General features: G+C 32.4%; 26 protein-coding genes. 11 read left to right on the forward strand and 15 right to left on the reverse strand.

Going from position 1 to position 23,971, the window contains the following annotated elements:
• The first annotated feature begins 57 nt into the window (after nt 1–57).
• The 3 genes from EG814_RS04815 to EG814_RS04825 all read left to right on the forward strand — a co-directional run bounded on the left by EG814_RS04815 (nt 58) and on the right by EG814_RS04825 (nt 2,326).
• Nucleotides 58–1,215: a THUMP domain-containing class I SAM-dependent RNA methyltransferase gene (locus EG814_RS04815; RefSeq protein WP_125719468.1), complete on the forward strand. Its 1,158-nt coding sequence runs from the start codon at nt 58–60 to the stop codon at nt 1,213–1,215.
• 169 nt (nt 1,216–1,384) lie between these two features.
• Nucleotides 1,385–1,621, forward strand: a complete 237-nt coding sequence (locus EG814_RS04820; protein WP_125719469.1) for a hypothetical protein — start codon at nt 1,385–1,387, stop codon at nt 1,619–1,621.
• A gap of 15 nt (nt 1,622–1,636) precedes the next feature.
• The gene (locus tag EG814_RS04825) at nt 1,637–2,326 is read left to right on the forward strand and encodes an aspartate/glutamate racemase family protein (RefSeq protein WP_125719471.1); all 690 of its coding nucleotides are present in this window, start codon (nt 1,637–1,639) and stop codon (nt 2,324–2,326) included.
• Nucleotides 2,327–2,474: 148 nt separating this feature from the next.
• On the opposite strand, the gene EG814_RS04830 is transcribed toward EG814_RS04825, so the two are convergent.
• From EG814_RS04830 to rlmD, 3 genes are read right to left on the reverse strand one after another with little or no spacing between them, the layout of a single operon-like run.
• The gene (locus tag EG814_RS04830; protein WP_125719473.1) at nt 2,475–3,326 is read right to left on the reverse strand and encodes a DUF6048 family protein; all 852 of its coding nucleotides are present in this window, start codon (nt 3,324–3,326) and stop codon (nt 2,475–2,477) included.
• A complete protein-coding gene (locus tag EG814_RS04835; protein ID WP_125719475.1) occupies nt 3,298–3,840 on the reverse strand; it encodes a DUF6452 family protein in 543 nt (180 codons plus the stop codon). Before EG814_RS04835 ends, EG814_RS04830 begins: the two co-directional genes overlap by 29 nt.
• A gap of 7 nt (nt 3,841–3,847) precedes the next feature.
• On the reverse strand, nt 3,848–5,260 hold the full coding sequence (gene rlmD / locus EG814_RS04840; RefSeq protein ID WP_125719477.1) for a 23S rRNA (uracil(1939)-C(5))-methyltransferase RlmD: 1,413 nt from the start codon (nt 5,258–5,260) through the stop codon (nt 3,848–3,850).
• A gap of 334 nt (nt 5,261–5,594) precedes the next feature.
• Here rlmD and EG814_RS04845 point away from each other — a divergent pair, with 334 nt between their 5' ends.
• Nucleotides 5,595–6,470, forward strand: coding sequence for a sensor histidine kinase (locus EG814_RS04845; RefSeq protein WP_235830913.1), 876 nt, complete (start codon nt 5,595–5,597; stop codon nt 6,468–6,470).
• Nucleotides 6,471–6,525: 55 nt separating this feature from the next.
• Here EG814_RS04845 and EG814_RS04850 read toward each other — a convergent pair whose 3' ends face one another.
• The 3 genes from EG814_RS04850 to EG814_RS04860 form a co-directional block, all read right to left on the reverse strand.
• Nucleotides 6,526–7,512 carry an aldo/keto reductase gene (locus tag EG814_RS04850; protein WP_125719482.1) on the reverse strand — a complete coding sequence of 329 codons (987 nt, stop codon included), beginning with the start codon at nt 7,510–7,512 and terminating at the stop codon, nt 6,526–6,528.
• Nucleotides 7,513–7,641: 129 nt separating this feature from the next.
• Nucleotides 7,642–8,529, reverse strand: coding sequence for a cysteine synthase CysM (gene cysM / locus EG814_RS04855; RefSeq protein ID WP_125719484.1), 888 nt, complete (start codon nt 8,527–8,529; stop codon nt 7,642–7,644).
• Between the two features lies 1 nt (nt 8,530).
• Complete coding sequence (locus EG814_RS04860) at nt 8,531–9,322, reverse strand: serine O-acetyltransferase (RefSeq protein WP_125719810.1); 792 nt, start codon at nt 9,320–9,322, stop codon at nt 8,531–8,533.
• A gap of 190 nt (nt 9,323–9,512) precedes the next feature.
• On the opposite strand from EG814_RS04860, the gene EG814_RS04865 reads away from it, so the two are divergent.
• A complete protein-coding gene (locus EG814_RS04865) occupies nt 9,513–10,214 on the forward strand; it encodes a DUF1003 domain-containing protein (protein ID WP_125719486.1) in 702 nt (233 codons plus the stop codon).
• Between the two features lie 182 nt (nt 10,215–10,396).
• Here EG814_RS04865 and EG814_RS04870 read toward each other — a convergent pair whose 3' ends face one another.
• A complete protein-coding gene (locus EG814_RS04870) occupies nt 10,397–10,681 on the reverse strand; it encodes a DUF2752 domain-containing protein (RefSeq protein ID WP_125719488.1) in 285 nt (94 codons plus the stop codon).
• Between the two features lie 107 nt (nt 10,682–10,788).
• Here EG814_RS04870 and EG814_RS20960 point away from each other — a divergent pair, with 107 nt between their 5' ends.
• Together EG814_RS20960 and EG814_RS04875 are read left to right on the forward strand one after the other, a co-directional pair.
• On the forward strand, nt 10,789–10,962 hold the full coding sequence (locus EG814_RS20960) for a hypothetical protein (RefSeq protein ID WP_164515275.1): 174 nt from the start codon (nt 10,789–10,791) through the stop codon (nt 10,960–10,962).
• A 1-nt stretch (nt 10,963) separates the two neighbouring features.
• Nucleotides 10,964–11,515, forward strand: a complete 552-nt coding sequence (locus tag EG814_RS04875) for a Smr/MutS family protein (protein WP_125719490.1) — start codon at nt 10,964–10,966, stop codon at nt 11,513–11,515.
• A 145-nt stretch (nt 11,516–11,660) separates the two neighbouring features.
• On the opposite strand, the gene EG814_RS04880 is transcribed toward EG814_RS04875, so the two are convergent.
• Entirely contained in the window at nt 11,661–12,650 is a 990-nt protein-coding gene (locus EG814_RS04880; protein ID WP_125719492.1) for a hypothetical protein, read from the reverse strand.
• Nucleotides 12,651–12,737: 87 nt separating this feature from the next.
• On the opposite strand from EG814_RS04880, the gene EG814_RS04885 reads away from it, so the two are divergent.
• Nucleotides 12,738–13,862, forward strand: a complete 1,125-nt coding sequence (locus EG814_RS04885; RefSeq protein ID WP_125719494.1) for a cysteine desulfurase family protein — start codon at nt 12,738–12,740, stop codon at nt 13,860–13,862.
• Nucleotides 13,863–13,932: 70 nt separating this feature from the next.
• Here the strand turns inward: EG814_RS04885 and EG814_RS04890 are convergent, their stop codons facing one another.
• The 3 genes from EG814_RS04890 to glf form a co-directional block, all read right to left on the reverse strand.
• Nucleotides 13,933–14,493 carry an L-threonylcarbamoyladenylate synthase gene (locus tag EG814_RS04890; protein ID WP_125719496.1) on the reverse strand — a complete coding sequence of 187 codons (561 nt, stop codon included), beginning with the start codon at nt 14,491–14,493 and terminating at the stop codon, nt 13,933–13,935.
• 144 nt (nt 14,494–14,637) lie between these two features.
• The gene (locus tag EG814_RS04895; protein WP_125719498.1) at nt 14,638–15,402 is read right to left on the reverse strand and encodes a DUF4422 domain-containing protein; all 765 of its coding nucleotides are present in this window, start codon (nt 15,400–15,402) and stop codon (nt 14,638–14,640) included.
• Nucleotides 15,395–16,507: a UDP-galactopyranose mutase gene (gene glf, locus EG814_RS04900; RefSeq protein ID WP_125719500.1), complete on the reverse strand. Its 1,113-nt coding sequence runs from the start codon at nt 16,505–16,507 to the stop codon at nt 15,395–15,397. The genes EG814_RS04895 and glf overlap by 8 nt, the downstream gene beginning before the upstream one ends.
• 53 nt (nt 16,508–16,560) lie before the next feature.
• Here glf and EG814_RS04905 point away from each other — a divergent pair, with 53 nt between their 5' ends.
• Nucleotides 16,561–17,433 carry a hypothetical protein gene (locus tag EG814_RS04905; protein ID WP_125719502.1) on the forward strand — a complete coding sequence of 291 codons (873 nt, stop codon included), beginning with the start codon at nt 16,561–16,563 and terminating at the stop codon, nt 17,431–17,433.
• A 25-nt stretch (nt 17,434–17,458) separates the two neighbouring features.
• A complete protein-coding gene (locus EG814_RS04910) occupies nt 17,459–18,217 on the forward strand; it encodes a lipopolysaccharide kinase InaA family protein (protein WP_125719503.1) in 759 nt (252 codons plus the stop codon).
• Here EG814_RS04910 and EG814_RS04915 read toward each other — a convergent pair.
• On the reverse strand, nt 18,198–18,968 hold the full coding sequence (locus tag EG814_RS04915) for a glycosyltransferase family 2 protein (protein ID WP_125719505.1): 771 nt from the start codon (nt 18,966–18,968) through the stop codon (nt 18,198–18,200). The two genes, EG814_RS04910 and EG814_RS04915, sit on opposite strands and share 20 nt — an antisense overlap.
• A 19-nt stretch (nt 18,969–18,987) precedes the next feature.
• The gene (locus EG814_RS04920) at nt 18,988–20,052 is read right to left on the reverse strand and encodes a glycosyltransferase family 9 protein (protein ID WP_125719507.1); all 1,065 of its coding nucleotides are present in this window, start codon (nt 20,050–20,052) and stop codon (nt 18,988–18,990) included.
• Nucleotides 20,053–20,177: 125 nt separating this feature from the next.
• On the opposite strand from EG814_RS04920, the gene EG814_RS04925 reads away from it, so the two are divergent.
• Nucleotides 20,178–20,936, forward strand: coding sequence for a glycosyltransferase family 2 protein (locus EG814_RS04925; RefSeq protein WP_125719812.1), 759 nt, complete (start codon nt 20,178–20,180; stop codon nt 20,934–20,936).
• Here the strand turns inward: EG814_RS04925 and EG814_RS04930 are convergent.
• Together EG814_RS04930 and EG814_RS04935 are read right to left on the reverse strand one after the other, a co-directional pair.
• Nucleotides 20,931–22,799, reverse strand: a complete 1,869-nt coding sequence (locus EG814_RS04930) for an LTA synthase family protein (RefSeq protein WP_125719509.1) — start codon at nt 22,797–22,799, stop codon at nt 20,931–20,933. The genes EG814_RS04925 and EG814_RS04930 overlap by 6 nt on opposite strands.
• Before the next feature lie 162 nt (nt 22,800–22,961).
• Complete coding sequence (locus EG814_RS04935) at nt 22,962–23,777, reverse strand: 2,3,4,5-tetrahydropyridine-2,6-dicarboxylate N-succinyltransferase (protein WP_125719511.1); 816 nt, start codon at nt 23,775–23,777, stop codon at nt 22,962–22,964.
• Nucleotides 23,778–23,971: the final 194 nt, after the last annotated feature.

Raw genomic sequence — 23,971 nt, forward strand, 5'->3', positions numbered from 1 at the left:
TTTTATACCAGTATAATAAAATTCTATAGCGATTGGCTTTTTTTAATTTAAAAAGAAATGGAAGAAAATTTTAAAATGGTTGCCAAATGTTTTTTTGGCTTTGAAGAAATATTAGAAAAAGAATTGCGCACTCTTGGAGCTCAGGATGTTGAGAAGGGCGTGAGAATGGTAAGTTTTAAAGGAGATAAAGGTTTTATGTATAAAGCCAATTTGTCTTTGCGTACTGCCCTTAAAGTCTTAAAACCAATTTATTCCTTTAGAGCAAACAATGAGCAGGCTTTGTATAAAGGTATTTCGGGAGTAAACTGGTCGAAGTATTTAAATGCCAATCAGACTTTTGTGATCGATGCAACGGTGCATTCTACTTATTTCAATCATTCTGAATTTGTTTCTCAGAAATGTAAAGATGCCATTGTAGATCAGTTTAGAGAAAGAACAGGGCAAAGACCAAGTATAGATAAACAGCATCCAGATTTACGTATTAATATTCATATCGATAGAGATCAGGTTTCTGTAGCTTTAGATACTTCTGGAGCTTCGCTACATCAACGAGGTTATAGAACAGCGACTAATATTGCGCCTATTAATGAGGTTTTGGCAGCCGGAATTCTTTTATTATCAGGCTGGGACGGACAAACTCATTTTCTGGACCCAATGTGCGGTTCTGGAACTTTCTTGGCAGAAGCAGCAATGATTGCCTGCAACATTCCGGCAAACATAAACAGAAAAGAATTTGCTTTCGAAAAATGGAAAGATTGGGATAATGATCTGTTTGATACCATTGTGGATAGTTTAATGAAAAAAACAAGGGAATTTCATTATACGATAAAAGGTTTTGATAAAGCGCCAAGTGCTGTCAGTAAAGCCAAAGACAATATCAGAAATGCTAATCTTGAAGATTACGTTACCATAGCCGAAGACAATTTCTTCGATACCGAAAAAGAAACAGAAGGTAAACTGCATATTGTTTTCAATCCGCCTTACGATGAGCGTTTAGATATTCACATGGAAAGATTCTACGCGAGTATTGGAGATACTTTAAAGAAAAATTATCCAGGAACAAATGCTTGGTTTATTACAGCGAATCTAGAAGCTTTAAAATTCGTTGGGTTAAAACCTTCAAGAAAAATCAAACTTTTCAACGGAAGCCTTGAAGCACGTTTGGTTAAATACGAAATGTACGAAGGAAGTAAGAGAACGAAATTTCAAGTGTAAGCTTCTAAGGTGCTGAGATGCTAAGGTACTAAGCTAAAAAACTTAGTAGCTCAGAACCTTAGCATCTTAGCGCCTTTAAAAAGAATAATAATGTAAGCTTTTAAGGATTCAAGCTGTTAGGAAAACCTTAGCAACTTTGAACCTTAGTAGCTTAGCAACTTTAAAAAAAATGTCAAAACTACAACTACGAGCTTTTTTATATCAATTAGCAGCTTTTGCAATCTTATTTATTGCCTTTCGATTTTTAATTGCGGCCTACACAGGATTAACAGGAATCTGGATTCCGTTGACGGCATTTGTAATTGGAACTATTGTTGGGCCTAAATTTCAGGCAGTGAGAACTAAAGACGGTGAAAAGCTTTTTATGAAATGGCTTTTTATAAAAGGAATCAAAGAAATTCAATAATATAAAAATGGTTATATGAGGAAAATTGGACTTATTGGCGGAATTAGCTGGGTTTCTACTTCAGATTATTACACTTTAATTAATAAAGGAATCAATGAAAAACTCGGCGGACTCAATTTCTCTGAGTGTTTAATTTACTCTTTTAATTATGCCGATATTAAAAAGAATAACGATGCCAATGACTGGGATTCTACTTTTTTAATGCTTCTCAAAGCAGCAGAAAGCTTAAAATCGGGAGGGGCAGAAGCTATTGTTTTATGTGCCAATACGATGCATTTAATTGCTGATAGACTACAACAGGCTATTGGAATTCCCCTTATTCATATTGCAGAAGAAACGGCAATTGAAATCCAGAAAAAACAAATCAAAAAGGTAGGTTTGCTGGGAACGAAATTTACAATGGAATTAGATTTCTTTAAAGATAAACTTGCTGATAAAGGAATCGAAACGATAGTTCCCGAAAGCGAAGAAATTAAAGATTTTATTCACTACACTATTTTTGAAGAATTAGGGAGAGGAATTGCAACTGAGGAAACGAAAAAACGCTATTTAGAAATTGCAAATGAATTAATCAAAAAAGGTGCAGAAGGAATTATTTTAGGATGTACCGAAATTCCGTTGGTAATAAAAGAAGGCGATTTAAGTGTTCCTATTTTTGATACCATAATACATACAAAAGCAGCGATTGACTTTCAGTTAGCTTAAAAAAAGGCGCTAAGGCACTAAGGTTCTAGGTTTTCTTTTAGTGTCGTAAAATAAAAAAGCTTCAAATTCAATTTCTTGAATTTGAAGCTTTTTTAACTTAGCACCTTAGCACCTTAGCACCTTAGTACCTTAGTAGCTTAAAAAAAAACTACTTTTTCTTTTTCTTCGCTTCTTCTATTTTGGCATTTTCAGATGCCATTGTTTTTTTCTTGTAAATCGGAATAAAGTAAGAAACCGTGTAGTTGAATCCGACTCCAAAACTTCCGTCATACGTTCTGTTAAATCCTGGAATATATAGATTTTCAAAATTGCCAGGTTCTTTATTCATAGCCAAAAGTTTAAGTTGGACACCAAAACCAACAAAAACATTATTAAAAACTTTTGCTTTTAATCCCAATGCAACTTCAATCCAAGCTGCTGTAAGTCCGCTGTACTTTTGACCTTCATTTATTGGTGGCAATTCTCCCCAATACGGATTAGGATTATAGATTTTATAATTAATCAGCTCTTGGCTAAAAGTACTAAATCCACCACGCATTCCTATTGTGATCAGATTTTCCATATCAAGCCAGTTTTGGTAAAAGTTATAGTCAAAACCTGCTTTAACATAAGTTCCAGTAGCCGAAGAAGTCAAACGGTCGTCTTCTGTAGTTTTATCTTCGAAACCTAATTCGGCTGCTAAATAATATTTTTTTGTTAAGCGCCAGTCTCCAACAAACTCGATTCCTTTGTAATCTTTGTCATATAGTCCGCGAGTAAGTTTGTATAAATCAACACCAACACGAAGTCCGTATCGATCTGTTTTTACAACGCTGTCTGTTAGAATTTCCTTTGGAGCTTCCTTAATTTCAGGTTTAGCCGTTTTTACCGTTTCTGTCTTTGGCTTTTGAGTCACTGTTGAATCCAAATTTTTAGAAATCTCAGGTACATCCTGAGCATAACCTAAAAACATTGAAAACAAGAATGAAAGACTAGAAATAAACTTCGATGTGTGTTTCATCTTCAGATTCTATGTTAGGGTTTTCTAAATTAATTTGAGTCATCCAAAAAGTATCTCCATCTGGATCAGTTTGAATAAAAGGGTCATTATTTGCAAGCTGGAAAATAGTTTTAAAGCCACAAGCCCTTGAAACATATACATTTTGTGCAGTATAGTTAAATTTAAGAACATCGGTATTAACTGCTGCAGGATTTGCATTTAAAGAATCAAAAATAAGCTTGAAAGTTGTTGTACTGTCATTTATCTTTAAAGGAAGTGAAACGGTGCTTCCGCTGGTTACGTACCTTAAAGTATCGTCAACAGCTAAGTTTTCATTAAATACAATTCCCTGTTCCATTCCATCACCAATAACTTTTAAGTTGGTTACATTTTTAGTTTTTGTCGGATTGGCAATATCATAAAATGTAATCACCAATCTTGGTGTAGTTGGTGTATTGGCATCACAAATATCATCTTTCTCGCAGCTTGATAAGCCAAAAGTAAAGAGCAGTAAAATAGCGATTATTTTTTTCATGTATTTTTTATCGAAGTTCTAAAAGTACAACATTTTCAACATGATGCGTCTGCGGAAACATATCTACAGGTCTCACACGAGTCACTTTGTATTTTTCATCCATTAAAGCCAAATCACGTGCCTGAGTTGCAGAATTACAGCTTACATAAACGACTTTTTCTGGAGCAATTTTTAAAATCTGTTCTACTACATCTTTGTGCATTCCGTCACGAGGCGGATCTGTAATAATAACGTCTGGTTTGCCATGCTGTGCAATAAAAGCTTCATTAAAGACCACTTTCATATCACCAACAAAAAACTCACAATTTGTAATATTATTGCGTTCTGCGTTGGCTTTAGCGTCAATAATTGCTTCAGGAACACTTTCTACTCCAATTACTTTTTTTGCTTTTTTAGAAACAAACTGAGCAATAGTTCCTGTTCCTGTATACAAGTCATAAACCACTTCATTTCCTGTAAGACCAGCAAAATCTCGAGTTATTTTGTACAATTCATAAGCTTGATCAGAATTGGTTTGGTAGAAAGATTTTGCATTAATGCTAAATTTTAAACCTTCCATTTCTTCTAGAATGTAATTTCTTCCTTTATAAAGAATAACATCCTGATCGTAAATAGTATCATTTGGTTTTCCGTTTACAACATATTGTAATGAAGTAATCTGAGGGAATTTCTCGTATAAATGGTCAAGAATTAATTCTCTGTTTTCTTTATCTTCTTCAAAAAACTGAATTAAGACCATAATTTCTCCAGTAGAAACGGTACGAATCATTACGGTTCTTAATAATCCAGAATGTTCTCTCGGATTAAAAAACGCTAAATTATGTTCGTTTGCAAAAGCTCTGATTTCGTTTCTAATGGCATTTGAAGGATCTTCTTGCAAATGGCATTTGTTAATGTCTAGAATTTTGTCCCACATTCTCGGAATATGAAAACCTAAAGCGTTTCTGTTTCCTAGATCTTCTGTGCTTCCTATTTCTTTTTCTGTAAGCCAACGACTGTTAGAGAAAGAAAATTCCATTTTATTTCTATAGAAAAACTGTTTCTCAGAACCTAAAATGTCTTCAAATTCTGGAAGTTCAATTTTTCCTATTCTTTGTAAGTGATTTTTAACTTCATTTTGTTTAAATGCAAGCTGCTGGCCGTATTTCATATTTTGCCATTTACAACCTCCGCACACTCCAAAATGTTCGCAAATTGGATCTACTCTATATTTAGATAATTCATGAAATTTTACAGCTTTACCTTCGTAATAAGCCTTTCTTTTTTTTAATGTCTGCACGTCTACAACATCTCCAGGCACGACATTCGGAATAAAGATTACTTTTCCGTCAGGTGCTTTGGCTACCGAAACTCCTTTTGCACCGGCATCAAGAACCTCGATTTGATGAAAGACAATTTTGTCTGTATTTTTTCTTCCCATAGCGCAAAAATAAGCCTTTGAAAACTTTTACAAATTTAATTTTAGAAAAAATTTAGAAATTCTTCAAAATATTAGTTTAATTGGGTATAAAAGTTAATTTTGTTTTAGTAATAAACCCTATAGAATTACATATTAACCTACGCTTATCAGTTTCTTTTGTATGAAGTTGTATCACAAACTCTCACAAATTAGCTTTCTTAAAAAAAGTTATGCTTTTAAATTTTTATTTGTTGCTTTTATCGGTATCCATATCCCTTTAATCGGAATCCTATTTTTTGTTTTGTTTTTCGAACATCAAGTTTCTTCAGCATCAATTCTTGTTTTTTCTTTAATTATGACATTGCTAGCAACGGCAATAACACTTTTGGTTTTAAATAGACTTATAAAACCAATCGCAACGGCTTCAAAAGCTTTAGATGACTATAGAATTTCAAGAAAAGTATCTGTTCTTCCTACGATATATACAGACGAGGCAGGAATGCTTTTATGTAATATACAGGAATCTATTAATGAGGCTGAGAATTTTATTAATGAAAAACAAGATCTTATTTATATGCTTTCGCATGATTTGAAGAATTTTGCAGGAAATCCGCAAGGTTTGGCTAAACTGATTATAAGCGAAAATCCGTCGGAATCGGTTAAAAATCTAGCCCAATTGATTTGCGAATCTACTGATCTCCAGTTTAGATATATTGAGAATTTTATCAAATTGCTAAAAGAGCAAGACGAAATTGTAAAAGTAAATCATGAGGTTAAAAAGGTTTTGTTTTCTAATATTATTCCTTTTATCAACGAACAAGTCGAACAGCGTTTGTTTGATAAAAATATAAAGCTCGATTTGGCTGTAGAATGTCCTGAAGCAAATCTGAAAATAGATGAAGGGCTTTTGGTTCAAGTGCTGGTAAATCTAATAAGCAATGCTGTTAAGTTTTCTTATTTTGATAGCGAAATCAAAGTCAGAATCTTTTCTCAAAATTCAAAATTGATTTTGACAGTACAAGATAAAGGAATTGGATTTGATAAAAACCAGATTGAAGAATTATTCAAAAAATTCACCAAAATGAGCCGACTCGGAACTGCTAGCGAAAGTTCTACTGGAATTGGGCTGTATTTGTGCAAAAAAATTATTGAAAAAAATAATGGACGGTTGACGGCTTCTAGTGAAGGAAAAAATAAAGGCGCAGAATTTAGAATTGAATTTGATTCCTAATTAAAAATAAAGGCTGTTAAGATTTAATTCCTGACAGCCTTATTTTTTTAATGTTTTACCAAAGCTGATGAACAGAAGTCTTGATTAAATCATTGTAAATTTTATTCATTGCAGTAATTTGCTCAGAAGTTAATTTTGGAGTGTCGTAAACTGATAAATTAGACAAAACATGATCAACTTTTGAAGCGCCTGGAATAATACAGCTTACTTCATTAAAACTTAAAATCCATTGAAGCGCAATTGCAGCCAGATTTTCTGATTCTGGAAATAGCGCTTTTAATTCTTCAACCGCTTTCAATCCTAATTCATAATCAATTCCAGAAAATGTTTCGCCTTTATCAAAAGCTTCTCCGTTACGATTAAAATTGCGGTGATCCTGAGGATCAAAAGTGGTTTTTGAATCGAATTTACCGGTTAAAAGTCCACTTGCCAAAGGAACTCTCGCAATGATTCCGATATCTTTCTTTTTGGCTTCCGAGAAAAATAACTCAGAAGGACGCTGGCGAAACAAATTAAAAATGATCTGAACCGTTGTTACGTTAGAATATTCAATTGCTTTTAAAGCTTCTTCAACTTTTTCGACACTTACGCCAAGATTAAGAATTTTGCCCTGATCTTTTAATCGGTCAAAAAGTTCAAATATTTCTGGACGATAATACACTTCAGTCGGCGGACAATGCAATTGAATTAAATCTAGTGTTTCTAATCCTGTTCTTTTTAAACTGTCTTCAATAAATTTTTGAAGCACTTTAGGCGTATATCCATCATTAACATGTGGATTAATCTGGCGTCCGCATTTTGTAGCTACAAAAATTCGTTCAGAACGAGAACGAACGACTCTTCCAACAGCAGTTTCGCTTAAGCCGTTTTCATAAACATCGGCAGTATCAATAAAATTTACACCATTATCTATAGCGGTATTTAAAAGTTCATCGGCTGTTTTATCATCAAAACCCGATCCCCATTTCCCACCAACCTGCCAAGTCCCAAGAGAAATTTCAGATATATTGAAGTTTGTTTTTCCTAGTTTTCTGTAGTTCATTTCATTTCTTTTAAGGTTCTAAGGCACTAAGTTTCTGAGGCGCTAAGGCTTTTTTAGCCACTAAGCCTAAACAGTTAAGATTTTAATCTTAGAAGCTTAGCATCTCAGAAGCTTAGTACCTTTTTTCAATCAATCAAATAAATCCGAAGACAAATATCTGTCGCCTCTATCGCAAATCACGGCAACTACAACGCCAGATTCTAATTTTTCGGCAATTTTTAAGGCAACAGCAACAGAACCTCCGCTGCTCATTCCTGCAAAAACACCTTCTTCAAGGGCTAATCTTTTGGTCATGGCGCGCGCTTCTTCTTCGCTTACGTCTACAACTGTATCCACTTTAGAAGCATCAAATATTTTAGGAAGATATTCCTGCGGCCATTTACGGATTCCAGGAATCTGAGAACCGTCGCTTGGCTGTGCGCCAACAATCTCCACATTTGGATTCTTTTCTTTCAAATAAGTAGAAGTTCCGATAATCGTTCCCGTTGTTCCCATAGCCGAAACAAAATGAGTTACCGTTCCATCAGTGTCATTCCATATTTCAGGGCCAGTTGTTTTGTAGTGTGCTTTCCAGTTGTCATCGTTGGCAAACTGGTTCAGCATCAAATAACCACCTTGTGCTACTTTTTTATCTGCATAATCTCTAGACCCAATAATTCCTTCGCTCGCAGGCGTAAGAATCACGGTAGCGCCATAAGCACGCATAGTTTGAGTACGCTCTTTTGTAGAATCTTCAGGTAAAACCAATTCTATTTCGATACCAAATAATTGGGCAATCATTGCCAAAGCAATTCCAGTGTTTCCGCTGGTTGCTTCAATTAATTTATCTCCTTTTTTGATGTCGCCTCTTTCCAATGCTGCGGCAATCATATTGTATGCGGCTCTATCTTTTACGCTTCCGCCAGGATTATTTCCTTCCAGTTTCAGCAAAAGTTTTACATTTTTATTTTGAACTAGATTGACGGTTTCCATGAGCGGAGTATTGCCAATTAGGTTTAATAATTTATGTGAATTCATGTTATTTTTTTTCTTTGATTTTAACTTCAGTAGTCGTGGTGTTCATCACAATAGAATTTTCGGGAATCGATTTTGTAATCCAAGCATTTCCTCCAACAATACTGTTTTTTCCAATTACAGTTTCTCCTCCCAGAATTGTAGCATTGGCATAAATGCAGACATTAGCCTCTACAGTTGGGTGTCTTTTGGCGTTTTTCATCTCTTTACTTACGCTTAAAGCACCAAGCGTAACTCCTTGATAAATTTTTACATGTTTTTTGATTACAGTAGTCTCGCCAATTACAATACCCGTTGCGTGATCTATAAAAAATGGCGATGCGATATCGGCACCAGCATGAATATCTGTACCTGTAATTCTATGCGCGTATTCGCTCATTAATCGAGAAAAAAGCAACAAATCGAGATGGTATAATTCGTGGCTCAGTCTGTAAATTGCGATCGCGTAAAATCCGGGATAACCTAAATATACTTCGTCAATACTGTTTGAAGCGGGATCGTTTTCAAGAATATATTCGGCATCTTGATTTAGTTTTTCTAAAACTCCAGGCAATTTTTCTAAAAATCGGTCCCAAATCGATTCGCATAAATTTTGTGGTTTTTTGCAGGCCAAAACAGCAATTTCTTTAAAACGAAATTCTAGTTCATCAATGCTTTCGTCAAGTGCTGCATTCGAATCAAACAGGGTATAAAAAAGCTTTTCTGTAAAGTCTTCTGTTTTGGTTTTAATGCCGTAATTTATGTGTGAATGGCTCTTTAAAGCTCTTATGTTTTGTATGATATTGTCTTTTGTCACAATGGTAAAAATGAATGAATAATTTTGGAACGTTAAAAGTAAGGCGTTTTTTGGAAATAAAATCACGATTTAACTAAAGAAATTTTCTTTGCAAAGTGAGATTTGTGATAAAATACAAAATCTAAACGGTTCTTTTTTATGTAATTCTTAAAAAGTTAATTACGTAAATTAGCTTTCAAAACATATCAAAATGGAAAATAACCACACATTCAAAAGTGCTATTTCTGGGCTTTCTTTAAGCGAAAATGAGAAAATTTACGGAAGAGCAATTCACGATCCTATTTTGGGATTAATTAAAAAAGAATATCCTGATTTTAGTGAAGAAGATTGCATTTCTATAAACGAGTTGAATGTGTATCGCCAAAAATACATTTCCAATTATCTTTCTACTGAAATTGGAGCGCTTTCTGCCATGGAGAAAAACGTTATTTCGTCATTAAAAGAAGATAAATCGATCGTAAGTATTGTTGAAGATGAAGAAGAAAATAGAAACTTAGGACAAAAAATCGCCGATAAAGTGGCAGATTTTGGAGGAAGCTGGACTTTTATTATTTCTTTCGTTATTTTTATTTCAATTTGGATTATCTCCAATGTTTATATTTTTCTAAATAAAGGTTTTGATCCATATCCGTTTATTCTCCTAAACTTGATTCTTTCCTGTGTTGCCGCTTTGCAAGCGCCCGTTATTATGATGAGCCAAAATCGTCAGGAAGAAAAAGATCGAAATCGAGCTAAAAAAGATTATATGATTAATCTGAAATCGGAACTGGAGATTAGACTAATTCATGATAAAATCGATCATTTAATTATGCATCAGCAACAAGAATTAATCGAAATTCAGAAAGTTCAAATCGAAATGATGAATGATATTCTGGATCAGATTAAGAAATAATATGGTGTGAAATTTCAATTTTTTATCCCGAGGCTTCGGGACCAAATTCCAAAAAAGAGCGTAGCGATTTTAGAAAATCTAAAATCTAAAATCTAAAATCTAAAATCTAAAATCTAAAATCTAAAATCTAAAATCTAAAATCTAAAATCTAAAATCTAAAATCTAAAATCTAAAATCTAAAATCAGAAATAAAAGTGTTTAAAATAGTAGCCGCCTAGCATGAAAATGAAATTGACCACTGTTATTTTCCAAATTAGTTTTTTGTAATTTCTTGATTTATCTAAGAAATGAAACGCGATAAAAATGCCTAGCAGAAGGCAGGTGTAGATGGCCGGGTACATTTTAAACGCCGCTGAAAATTCGCCTTGAAAAAGTAAGAATAGAGAACGCTGAAATCCGCATCCTAAACAGTCAAAACCGAAGATGGTTTTGAACATGCAGGGAATCATATATTTCTCTAAACTCATGGCAGATCTTTTTGCAATTTTACTAAAAAAATATGACAAAGCTTTGAAGCACTATAGAAGTAGTAGTTGAAAGTTTTATATTTTTGAAATCTTAAAATAGGAAACAGATGAAAGTTTTTAAAATAATAATAATGATTCTTGCGATTTCGGTTGCACTTTATGAACAGGTTTCGGAAGAAAAAAACATCTATATCATGATTGCTGCAATTGTGGTTTTTATGTTCGGAATGATGCAACTGAGTGCAAAAACACCAAGTAAACATAACGATAAAGAAGAGTAGGATGCTGACAAAAGGAGATAAGGTTTCTGTACTCGATGAAGCCATAAACGGAACAGTTGTTTCGGTTAAAGACAAAGAAGTTTTAATTGAAACAGAGGATGGGTTTATGATGACATTTTTTGTCAATGAATTGATTAAATTGCAAGAAACCAGTGATTTAATGAATTCTATTAAAAGAGTTGATTTAGATCAAGCTTCAAAAGATAAAATCGAACCCAAACCAAGAAGTTTTGTAAAAGAAAAGAAAGAAAAACGAGATGTTGGCGTTCCCGAATTTGATTTGCATATCGAAAAATTAGTTCCAAATAAACGAGGTATGTCTAACTATGATATTTTGACGCTTCAGACCGAAACGGCGAAAAGACATATCGAATTTGCGATAAGAAACCGCATTCCAAAAATCGTTTTTATTCACGGTGTTGGCGAAGGGATTTTAAAAGCAGAACTTGATTTTTTACTCGGCCGTTATGACGGAATTGATTTTCAAGATGCCAATTATCAAAAATATGGTCTTGGGGCAACCGAAGTTTATATAAGGCAAAATAATAAATAAAGAGGCTTTTCTTGACCGTAAAAGCTTAATTTTAAAGCATAAAAAAACGTCTGTTTTTGTTCTGATTTCTTTGTAAAATCATTTCAAAAAACAGACGTTTTTTTGTAAGAATTATTTTTATGGTTTCTTTTAAAAAAAGATGCTTTTAGTTGGTTCCAGTTCGAACAATTTTTCCAAGGAGAAAACTGTTCCCAAGTTTGAAACTGCTCTTTCCTTTTTCTAAAATTACATTTCTAAGCACGATGGTGTGAGTGAAAACTCCTGCGGTAACAGTTGTTGTTACTTCAATAATTCCGCTTTGATTTCCTACAGCAAGCTGGCCTGTCCAAGTTTCTTCAATAGCAGGAGCACTTGGCTGTACTGCGGCGCAAATAAAGGCTGGAGTAATAGAGCCAGTTCCTTCTTTTGCTGTTTTGTAAAATACTTTATTTTGAGTAGCTGTAATCGGACTTGTGCGTGGCTCGTTGCTTGGAGTAGCCTCATTAACAAGCAATTTAGGATCTATATCGTCAATTGATAAATAGAATGTATTATTGTAATTGTAGACTTTTTTGATATCCTGACACTCATAAGCGGCATTATTCGGATCTGTTCTAAAAGTTAAATTTGCAGGTGTTATGTTGGTATTGTAAGTTCCAAAAACAAATTCTGGTTCTACTTGAATTCCCGCTGGTTTTTGAAATGATATATTTCTAAAAATAATACTATGCTCATAACCTTTTATTCTTGTGCTTCCATCAGTTGCACTTGTATCAACTAACTGAGTCGTTTCAATTTCAATTAAACCTTCAACTCCAATCCATTCTTCAGTTACTCTTGGAGTAGTAGGCGGAATCGCACCGCAAATATTTGCTGTTGCAACTGTTCCGTCATAAGCTCTGTAAACCACACGATATGATCCATTTGCATCGATAGTGTAAATTTCTGTTCCTTGGTCATTTTTAATTGCTCCTTCTGGCATTTGAAGCAAAAGAGCTTCCTGAGATTTTAATTTATAAATTAAGGTATTCGTTTCAGGATCACAGGCTTGAGAATCTGTAACTTCTGCAAAATTTATTTTGTCTACAGTTAAATCTCCATCATCGCACCCATTTAAGAAAAGAGCGAAAAATAGGAGAGCAGCATATTTTTTCATCGTAATATTAATTTTGGTCAAAAATAGTGAAAAAATTGCCAAATGATATGTAAGATTTGACAATTGATATTTCTTAACTTTACGGCGATGAAAAAAGTATATTTAGATAATGCCTCAACAACAGCAATGCGTCCTGAAGTAATTCAGGAAATGACGAAAATAATGCTTGAGGATTACGGAAATCCATCGTCTACGCATAGCTTTGGACGAAATGGTAAAACAATATTAGAACTTTCAAGAAAGAGCATTGCCAAACATTTAAACTGCACGGCTCAAGAAATAATTTTTACTTCTGGTGGCACCGAAGCCGACAACTGGATTTTGCGTTCTGCTGTTGAAGATTTAAAAGTAGAAAGAATTATTACTTCTAAAATAGAACATCATGCCGTTTTACATACCGTTTGGGTGCTTCAGGAAGAATATAAAGTTCAGGTTGATTACGTTAAGGTAAATGCAGACGGAAGCTTAGATTTAACGCATTTATCCAATTTATTGGCCGACGAAAAAAAGACTTTGGTTAGTTTAATGCACGTTAACAACGAGACAGGAACTGTTTTAGATTTAGATCGCGTAAGTTTGATCTGCAAGCAATATAATGCCTTATTTCATTCAGACACTGTTCAGTCTATCGGAAAAACTGAAATCGATCTGCAAAAGATTCCTGTTGATTTTATTGTGGCTAGTGCGCATAAATTTCACGGACCAAAAGGTGTCGGATTTGCTTTTGTTAGAAAAAACTCTGGTTTACAGCCATTACTTTTTGGAGGCGAGCAGGAGAAAGGTCTTCGTGCAGGAACCGAACCTGTGCATCAGATTGCCGGAATGGCAAAAGCTTTATCTATTTCGTATGAAAAACTAGAGGAAGAAAGAGCCTATATTTTAGGATTGAAAAATTATCTGATTGAACAATTGGAAGTTCATTTTCCAGATTTTAGAATTAACGGAAAGAAAGACGATTTTTATAATATCATCAATATCATTCTGCCATTTTCATCAGACAAAACTTCGATGCTGCTTTTTAGTTTAGATATGAAAGGGATTGCCGTTTCTAGAGGTAGCGCCTGCCAATCTGGAAGTATAAAACCTTCGCATGTTTTAAATGAAATGCTTTCGGAGACTGATTTAAAATTGCCAAATCTCCGAATTTCATTTAGTCATTACAACACCAAAGAAGATATCGATTGGATGATTGAAAATTTGAAAGTGATTTAAGATGCTAAGCGACTAAGGTGCTAAGAAGCTAAGTTTTTTAATCTAAATTCTAAAATCTACAATCTAAAATTTATTTACGAATAACTTTTACCTGAGAATCGTTGGTTAATTTGATTATGGTAGAAGATTTTCCGTTTATTTTGTCTTGGTTTAATTTTACAACATAATCAACTCCATTTACAATCTCAGGGCTAATGTCTTTGAAAGCAATTGGTGTAGGCTGACCCGAAATGTTTGCGGAAGTTGATACCAATGGTTTTTTCATTCTTTCCATTAATTTATAACAGAAAGGTTCTTTAACTAAACGAACGCCCAAAGATTTGTCTGCTGCAATAATATTTGGCGCAACGTTTCTAGCATCGTCAAGAATTAAAGTGGTTGGTTTTTCAGATAAATCCCAGATTTGCCAAGCAACTTCTGGTATGTTCTTGAAAACATTGTAAATCATCTTTTCACCATTCATTAAAACAATCATGCTTTGTGTTTCTGCACGCTGTTTTAGTTTGTATATTTTAGCAACAGCTTCAGGATTTGTGGCATCGCAGCCAATTCCCCAAACGGTATCTGTCGGGTATAATATTATGCCGCCGTTCTTAATTACTTCGTACGCGTTGATGATTTCCTCGTTCATTTTATTTTTTAATTTCGCTTCAATTATGCAAATGCAAAAGTAATTCTTTTTGAGAAGATGTTATTTAATAAATAAAAAAGTATAATTTCAGTAAAGCTCTTTTAAAAGAAAAGCGATAATTTTTTTCAGCCTTAATTCTCTCTTTTAAAGGTCTGTAATCTTATAGCACGGAACTCCTTTAATTTTAAAATTATTATGATATACGTAGAGATTTATTAGCCTTTCTGAGATGAAGCCAAAAATTCTTGCCTGATAAGGATCTTCTGGAATTGTAATTTTTGATTCAAGTTCGAAAAGTATCGGAAACAGCCAGCTGTAATAAGCATCATATTTTTCTTTTGAGCAGATCATCATATTTCCAATGTGAAAAGTGATTCCTTCATCTAAAAATTTTGTAATGCTGTCCTTGTACTCTGGATGCCTTTTTACAATTATTTCTTTGGTTAATTCCCAATCTTCGCTTCTGTGATCATCGCAGTAGTTCTGAGTCAAAGTTGAAGTTTTGAATTTATAGGGTATACATAGAATTGCATCATAATTAGAAAGAATAGATGCGATCTTTTTTTCTAATTTGGCAGAAGAAGTATTGAATAGTTTGGTGTTTTTGAAATCCTTAATTGTAATTTTTTTCTGTTTTGAAGGCTTCAAATTATACCATTCATTATAAAAATTATAATATCTTCTATAATGGCATATTCCAACATAGTCAACATCTTTAATATTTTTCCAAATCCAGTAAGCGGCTGTTAATTCGCAATAATTATTATTTTTTGAAGCAATATTATCAAGAGTATTGTCTCTTATAGTAGTTGGCGAAATAGCTTCATTAGTTCCAACCTGAATTGGAACTAAAACATCATTGGATAAAATAGCATCCTCTTTGTGAGTTACTACAAAAACTTTAATCATTTTTCAATTCTTTTTTAGATCTTGTTAATGCTTGGGCGATTACTTGATGCATGTCATAATATTTGTACTCTGCTAATCTACCTCCGAAAATTACATTTTTTTCATTCAACGCCAATTTTTTATATTTTTCAAATAAGGCTTGGTTTTTTTCATTGTTGATAGGATAAAAAGCTTCGGTAGACGGAGTCCACTCCTTAGGATATTCCTTTGTAATTACCGTTTTGCCTTGTTTTCCAAATTCAAAATGTTTATGCTCAATTATTCTTGTAAAATCGTACGTAGTGTCGCTATAATTAACAACGGCATTTCCTTGAAAATCCTCTTTATCAAGAATTTCATTTTCAAAAGATAGTGATCTATACTCTAAAACTCCTAAATTATAATCAAAATATTCATCTATTTTTCCAGAATAGACAATTTTATCTGCAAGTTCTGTAAACTTTTGTCTGTCAGAAAAAAAGTCTGTGTCTTTAATTACCTCAATTCCTTGCAGCAATCCATCTATTAATTTGTTATAGCCGCCTTTCGGAATTCCTTGATAAGTATCGTTAAAGTAATTGTTGTCAAAAGTAAAACGAATCGGAATTCTTTTGATAATAAAAGAAGGTAATTCTGTGGCTTTTCTGCCCCATTGTTTTTCCGTGTATTCTTTTATGAAATTATCATAAATATCTTTTCCAACCAGACTTAAAGCTTGTTCTTCTAAATTCTGCGGATTTTTTACGCCATAAATAGCTATTTGCTCTTCGATTTTAGCTTTAGCTTCCTGCGGAGTTTTTGTACCCCAAAGCTGATAAAAAGTATTCATGTTAAAAGGTAAATTGTATAATTTTCCTTTTGATAACGCTAAAGGCGAATTGGTAAAATTATTAAATTCTACAATTCCATTTACATAATCCCATATATCTTTATCATTGGTATGAAATATATGGGCTCCATATTTATGAATATTAATACCTTCTATATTTTCACAAAACACGTTTCCTCCAACGTGGTTTCTCTTATCAATTACGAGACATTTTTTTCCAGCTTTTAGTGCTTCACAGGCAAACACACTGCCAAACAATCCCGATCCTACGATTAAATAGTCATATTTTTTTTTCATGCGATAAAAGTAGATATTTATTGCTACATTGCGGCAAATTTCACTAAAAGTTTATGAAAGGAAAAATAAATGTTGGGTATCTTGTTTCTTACGATTATGAATTGTTAAAAAACTCTTTGCCAACAGTATATAAGGAAGCGGACAATGTTTTTTTAGCTATTGATAAAAATAGAAGAACTTGGAATGGAGAATACTTTACTATTGAAGAGTCTTTTTTTGAATGGATTAAAGTATTTGATGTGGATCATAAAGTTGTAATTTATGAAGATGATTTTTATGTGCCAACTTTTACGACAATGCAATGTGAAATTAGAGAGCGAAAAATGCTTTCTGAAAAAATGGGAATAGGAAACTGGCTGATCCAAATTGATTGCGATGAGTATTTTGTTGACTTTGGTAATTTTGTTAAAGATCTTAGAAAACACAATTCGTATATAGAAAATCCGCACGGAAAACCAATTCAGATTGCTGCTTTTTGGCTTATTTTATACAAATATACTCCAAATGGAATTTTGTATGTAAATAAACCAACAAAGGCTATATTTGCCACAAACAACCCAAAATATGTTAATGGTAGAAGGGTAAAAGGGCAGGTTATTTATACTAATAATCTGGTCTTGCATGAATCATTATCACGAACAGAAGAAGAGCTGCGTTTTAAATTTGAAAATTGGGGACATAATAAAGAAACCAATAAAGATTTTTTAAATAAGTGGATTACAGTAAATGAAAGCAATTATAAAGAATATAGCAACTTTTACTATATAGAACCAGAAAGATGGAAAAAGCTGTCTTTTTTTCCGACTAAAAATATTGCTGAAATAAAAAATATTGTTCAAGCCGAGAATGAATTACAGCTTTCAAATTCATTTTTATGGAAGAAAAACTTTGGTCAGTGGTTTAAGTTTTTATTTAAAAAGGTTTAATATAAGATGCATTTAAGCAGGAACTATGAAATTCGAAATTGATAAAACTTATAACAGTAAGGAAATCGAAAATTTAATTGAAAATTTTAATTTTTCAGGGACAATTTTTGGTAATGGACAGCGCAATCAGATTAAAATTTTTGATTTAAACGATAAAAAAATAAACATAAAATCGTTTAAAATTCCGCACTTTATAAACAAAATCGCTTATAAATACTTCAGAAAATCAAAAGCAAAACGTTCTTTTGAGTTTGCCAATAAATTATTGCAATTAGGTGTCGGAACTCCAAAACCTATTGCATTTGCTGAGTTTTCATCTATAATAGGTTTAGAAAAAAGCTTTTATGTAAGCGAACATTTAGAATGTGATCTTACTTTTAGAGAATTAGTAGAAATTCCCGATTTTCCAGATCGCGAAAATATCCTAAGACAGTTTACAAAATTTAGTTTTGATCTTCACGAAAAAGGAATTGAATTTTTAGACCATTCGCCAGGAAATACTTTGATAAAAAAGAACGACAGCGGAAATTATGATTTCTTTCTGGTAGATTTGAATAGAATGGAATTTCATAATTCAATGTCTTTTGAAATGCGTATGAAAAACTTATCTAGACTAACTCCGTTAAAAGAAATGGTGGCTGAAATGAGTAACGAATATGCAAAATTTTATGCAGAACCTGAAGAGAAGATTTTCGAAACTTTATGGAGAGATACTTCAGATTTTCAAGAGAAGTTTTACAGAAAAAAACGTCTAAAAAAGAAACTTAAATTTTGGAAGAAGTAAGGCGTCGCAATTCTTTATAGCGAATAAAAACGCTATACGCATTCAAATAGCATATTATAATACCTTTTCTTCCGTCCAGAAAACCAAAACGGATTATAAATTGGTACAAGAAAGTATACAAAGGATGAAGAATCTGCAGTAAGAAATACGGTTTTGTTCCTTTTGCAAATTTTTCATTGGCTTTCAAAATTCCATAATTGTACATTTTCGATTGATAATCTGTATAAGAAGAATATGAAAAATGTATGATTTTGTTTTTTAAAGTAGCAATAGATCCGTTTACGATTAGCTTTTCATGAACGGTTCTTTCCTCATTGTATCGGCATTTTGATTGATTAAAAAGTCTGAAAATTTTATCAGTTTGCCAACCGCTGAAATTCAACCTGCTGTTTTCGAACATAAAAATGCGATAGATAAAATAAGCGCTTGCAGCGTTTTCAGAATTAATTGCAGCAACGATTTCAGGTTTTAATTCGGGTGTTAATCTTTCGTCGGCATCAATAAATAAAACCCAAGAATTTTTAGCTTGATCTATTGCAAAATTTCGCTGTGAGGTATAATCGGTAAAACGATTTTGAATGAGTTTTACATTTTTAAAAGATTCTACAATACTTACTGTTTTGTCTGTACTATAAGAATCAACAACAATAATTTCATCAGCAAAATCAATATCTTCAAGGAGCGATTGTATATGCCGTTCTTCATTAAGCGTAATAATCAATACTGATAATTTTTGCTTTTCACTGTTCATTGTCGGAGTCTTTACTTTTTCAATTCTTATATTCTTGAAAATAAGTCTCTAGTTTTTTGAGTATAAGTTCCAACGGGTATTCAGCATAATATTCAAAAGTATGTTCTTTTATATATTGTTCTGTATGTTTTTCGTAGATTTCTGGTTTTAAATCTTTTAAATGAACCGAAACATTTTTGGCTTCATTTTCGAATAATTGCCATGTTTCTTTTCTAACAGAAGGAGTAAAAATAGAAAAAGTCGGAATTTCTAAGGCTTTTGCCATATTTACAGCGCCACCTTCGTTTCCGATCAGCATTTCGCATTGAGAAAGTATTGCTAAAAACTGACGTAAATCTGTAGCATACAAATCGAAAATAATATGTTTTTTGGTTTCTTCAGAACAATGATTATAAACCTCCAAAGCTTGTTCTTTCTGATTCGGAATATAATTAAAGAGAATAGTAGCGTTTGTTTTGGCTACTGTAAAATCAATAATTTTTGCCATTCCGTCAAGCGGATAGGTTTTGTAATGCTCGCTTCCTAAAATTCCAAACATAATTAGCGGTTTTTCAGGATCTATATTGTAGCTATTTAAAATATTTTTTGCTTCTGTAATTTCAGATTCTTTTAAAAAGATTTTCGGTTTTACATTTCTTATTTTTTCTGTAAAAAAAGGTTTAAGAAGCAATAATCGGTTTTCAATTGCAAGACCATATTCTGATTTTATAGCATCAAAACGCTCATAGCTATAATTGTAAAAAATATTAGAATACCATTTATGGTACGAAACTTTATATTTTGCGCCAGAAAAAAATGTTATAAGATTTGTCCCTAATTTGCTGTAAACATCAATTACAGCATCATATTTTTTTCTTCGAATCTCAAAAATGAATTTAATAAACCCAAGAGTCGATTTTCGAATTTTATTAGTTACCGGAATAATGTTATCTATATTCGGATTTTCTTTCAGAACATCGATCGAATTAGGATAACACATATAGTCAATTGTAGAATCTGGAAATTTGGCTTTTAGATTATTACAAATAATTGTACTGGTTAAGACGTCTCCGATTCTTTTTTGTTGAATGACTAATATTCTCATTTGGGTTCTGTTCAATTAGAAGGCTAAAATACAAACTATTTTACGAAGTGTACAAGTGATGGCGGTAATAAGATTAAACTAAATTAAAAAGTTATATTTTTGTGCTCAACAAATTAAAATTAACAATGGGAATTAGCGGTTTGGTTATTACTTTCAATGAAGAAAAAAACATTGGAAAATGTATAGATGCCTTATTTAAAGTTTGTGACGAAGTAATTATTGTAGATTCTTTCAGTAAAGATCGCACAGTAGAAATTGCTAAAGAAAAAGGGGCGCAGGTTATTCAGCAGGCATTTTTAGGAGATGGCCCGCAGCGTACACACGGATTGCCTTTTTGTAAAAACGACTGGATTTTAAACCTTGATGCAGATGAATTTCTAGACAAAGATGCTGAGGAATTTATTCTAAATAAAAAATATTTAGAAGGAAATTATGATGCTTTTAGCTTTAGAGTTAAAAACTTTTTAGCCGATAAATTAATTGATTTTTCAGGTTGGTATCCAGATCACAAAGTTCGTTTCTTTAATAAACAAACAGCACATCCTTCAGATTCTAAAGTGCATCAGAAAATTGTAACTCAGAATGAAAAAAAGGTTGCAGTACATATTTTGCATTACGGATGGGATTCTTTCGATCAGATTATTGCAAAAAAGAATCAGTATTCTGGCTGGCATGCACAACAGTTGTTTGATCAAGGAAAAAGAATAAATGCTTTTAAACCTGTCCTAAACGGAACTGTAGCTTTTATTCGCTGTTATTTCTTTAAAAAAGGAATTTTCAATGGTCTGGATGGATTGTCGATTGCTATGATTCAGGCTTTTTTCTCTTATATGAAATATGCTAAGCTTATAAAGCTTCAAAATCAGCAAAAAAATAAATTATAGAGCGAGTTTGTTTTCAATAACCCTTTCATTAAATGACTGTATGTAAGCTTTTAAGAAATTAGAAATTTCGCTAGTTTTTTGTGGGTTTTGGCCTTGTATGTTGATTTTTAATAAAGGATCTGTTTTCCAATTGTATAATCCGATTACTTGATTATTAGCAAAAGCAAGATAATAGTCATCAACAATACAATGATAAATACCTTGTAAATAGTATACAGCAAAATTTTTAGAATCCTGATAGCTTTTTCCAAAACAAATTAAATCTGTTTTTATACCTAAATAATCTATTACACTTGGCATAATATCGATTTGCTGAAAATTCTTTTCGTTCACACCAGAAAAGTTTGGATTGCCTGGGTCGAAGAATAAAATGGGAATATGAAATTTACCAATAATGGTTTTATCAATTTCCGATTGACCTTCTGCAGAGGTATGATCTGCGGAGATTACAAACAATGTGTTTTTATACCATTTTTGCTTTTTTGCATTTTCAAAAAAAAGTTTCAAAGAATAATCGGTATATGCTATACTTTGTTGTATTACTGTTGTTCCCTTAGGGAATTTATTTTTGTATCGTTCTGGTATCGTGTACGGATTATGAGACGAAATAGTGAAAATAGAACTAAAAAAAGGTTCTTTAAAACTAGATAGTTTTCCAGCAAAAAACTGTAAAAATTCTTCATCAAAAATCCCCCATTTTCCGTCAAAAGCTTCGGTTCCAACATATTCATCTTTGCCGTAATATTTTTCAAATCCTGCGGCTTTTGTATATTGATCAAAATTCTGGCTTCCGTTAAAAGCGCCGTGAAAGAAAGAAGTGCTATATCCTTCTTTTTTAAGAATTTTAGATAAACTATTTGTTTTATTTAAAGAGTAACTAGAAATTATAAAAGAATTATTCATTAAACTGGGTATGCTGGAAATAATCGATGGAACTGCATCGATAGAAACTTTTCCGTTAGCAAATCCGTTCTTAAAATAATAAGATTTGGTTATTAAAGAATCTAAAAAAGGTGTTTGCTTTTTGCTAATGTTTTCATGACCAAAGCTTTCCAGAATAATTATTACAACATTTTTTTTATTAGTTGATTTTGTTTCTTTAAAAGATAGAACTGGTTTATAAATAGAATCAAGTTCGTTTTTATTGAAATAATTAGCTTTCTCAATATCTTCCTTTTGTGATATTGTTTTTAGAATACAAAAAGGTGTATTTAAAATAAGTGGAGCGTTATTTAGAGAACTATATTTAGCTGCATCTACAATTCTGAGAGGTTTTTTTTGAAATCCTCCGCGAGCAATTATTAAGAGTAAAAAAACGGAGGTGAGAAGATAAAAAGATTGTTTTAAGAACTTTTCTGATGTAAATCTTTTTATTTCATTTCTATTTTTAAAATCAGGTATTGATTTCCAAAAAGCAATACTGAGGATGATAAATAATAAAGGGATGTGCCAAAATTCTTTTATAAAAGAAAAAAGCAATCCTAATGCTTCTTTTTCCATTCCTTTTGCAGTAATCATGCTAAATGTGCTTCTTCTTCCTGTAAATTTGAAATACACAATATCTATAAGATTTGATGCAATAAACAAAAGATTAAGGGTAAAGAAAGAAATTTTTAAAGTAGTCTGATAGAGTCGACGATATTTAAAATTTCCAGGAATCGCATGTGCAATCAAGAAAATTAAAGTAATATACGAAATTGCTGAAAAGTCAAATAAAAGGCTTCCTAAAATATCTTTTATTGCTATACTATCAAAGTATTGAGAGTTTAAACTATAAAATAAAATATTACAAATTTGATAAAGTATAAAAATTAAAAAGTATCTATAAAGAAATAATTTTAGGCTAGATGTGTAGTTTTTCATTAAATGTATGCGAATATTAAGACTCTTTTTTTTTAGAGATTTTTTTAGTGCGCAAATTTAATATAATTTTCTTACTTTTATGTATTTGTAAGATTTTTTGGTTTTATTAAAAAAAGAGGACGTATTATACGTCCTCTTACAAATATATTTTATAAGCGTTGATTAAACAGCAACATCATACTCACGAAGTGCATTGTTTAAAGAAGTCTTTAAATCTGTAGATGGTTTACGAGTACCAATAATTAATGCACAAGGAACTTGGAATTCGCCAGCAGCAAATTTCTTAGTATAACTTCCTGGAATTACCACAGAACGAGCAGGAACAAAACCTTTCATTTCAACAGGCTCATCACCAGTAACGTCGATAATTTTTGTTGATGCTGTCAAACATACGTTAGCTCCAAGAACGGCTTCTTTTCCAACGTGAACACCTTCAACAACAATGCAGCGAGAACCGATAAAAGCGCCGTCTTCGATAATAACTGGAGCAGCTTGCAATGGCTCAAGAACACCACCAATACCAACACCACCGCTTAAGTGTACGTTTTTTCCAATTTGAGCACAGCTTCCTACAGTTGCCCAAGTGTCAACCATTGTTCCTTCGTCAACATAAGCACCAATATTTACATAACTTGGCATTAAGATTACACCGCTAGAAATGTAAGCGCCGTAACGAGCAACAGCATTTGGCACCACACGAATTCCTTTTTCAGCATAATTTCTTTTTAGCAACATTTTATCGTGGTATTCAAAAATACCAGATTCCCATGTTTCCATTTTTTGAATCGGGAAATACATTACAACCGCTTTCTTAACCCATTCGTTTACCTGCCATTTGTCACCAACTGGTTCAGCAACACGTAATTTTCCTGCGTCTACCAATTCGATAACTTCTCTAATGGCATCAGTAGTTGTAGTTTCTTGCAATAAAGCTCTGTTTTCCCAAGCTTGTTCAATTATAGTCTGTAAAGAATTCATACGTTTAATTTTTTGGCAAAGATAACGTATTTGTAGAAATGCAAAAAAGCAAAACTAATTGAAAATGTTACAGGTTTAACTTTTTGTTTCTTATTTGTAAAATAAGTAAACGTATTAAGATAATGATTTTATAAAACATCCTTTAAAAGTTTTTTTTATGTCAAAATATGACAAAAGTCAGGCTTTGTGTTTTT

It is taken from the genome of Flavobacterium ustbae (assembly GCF_003946915.1).
In the GTDB taxonomy this organism is placed as follows: Bacteria; Bacteroidota; Bacteroidia; order Flavobacteriales; family Flavobacteriaceae; genus Flavobacterium; species Flavobacterium ustbae.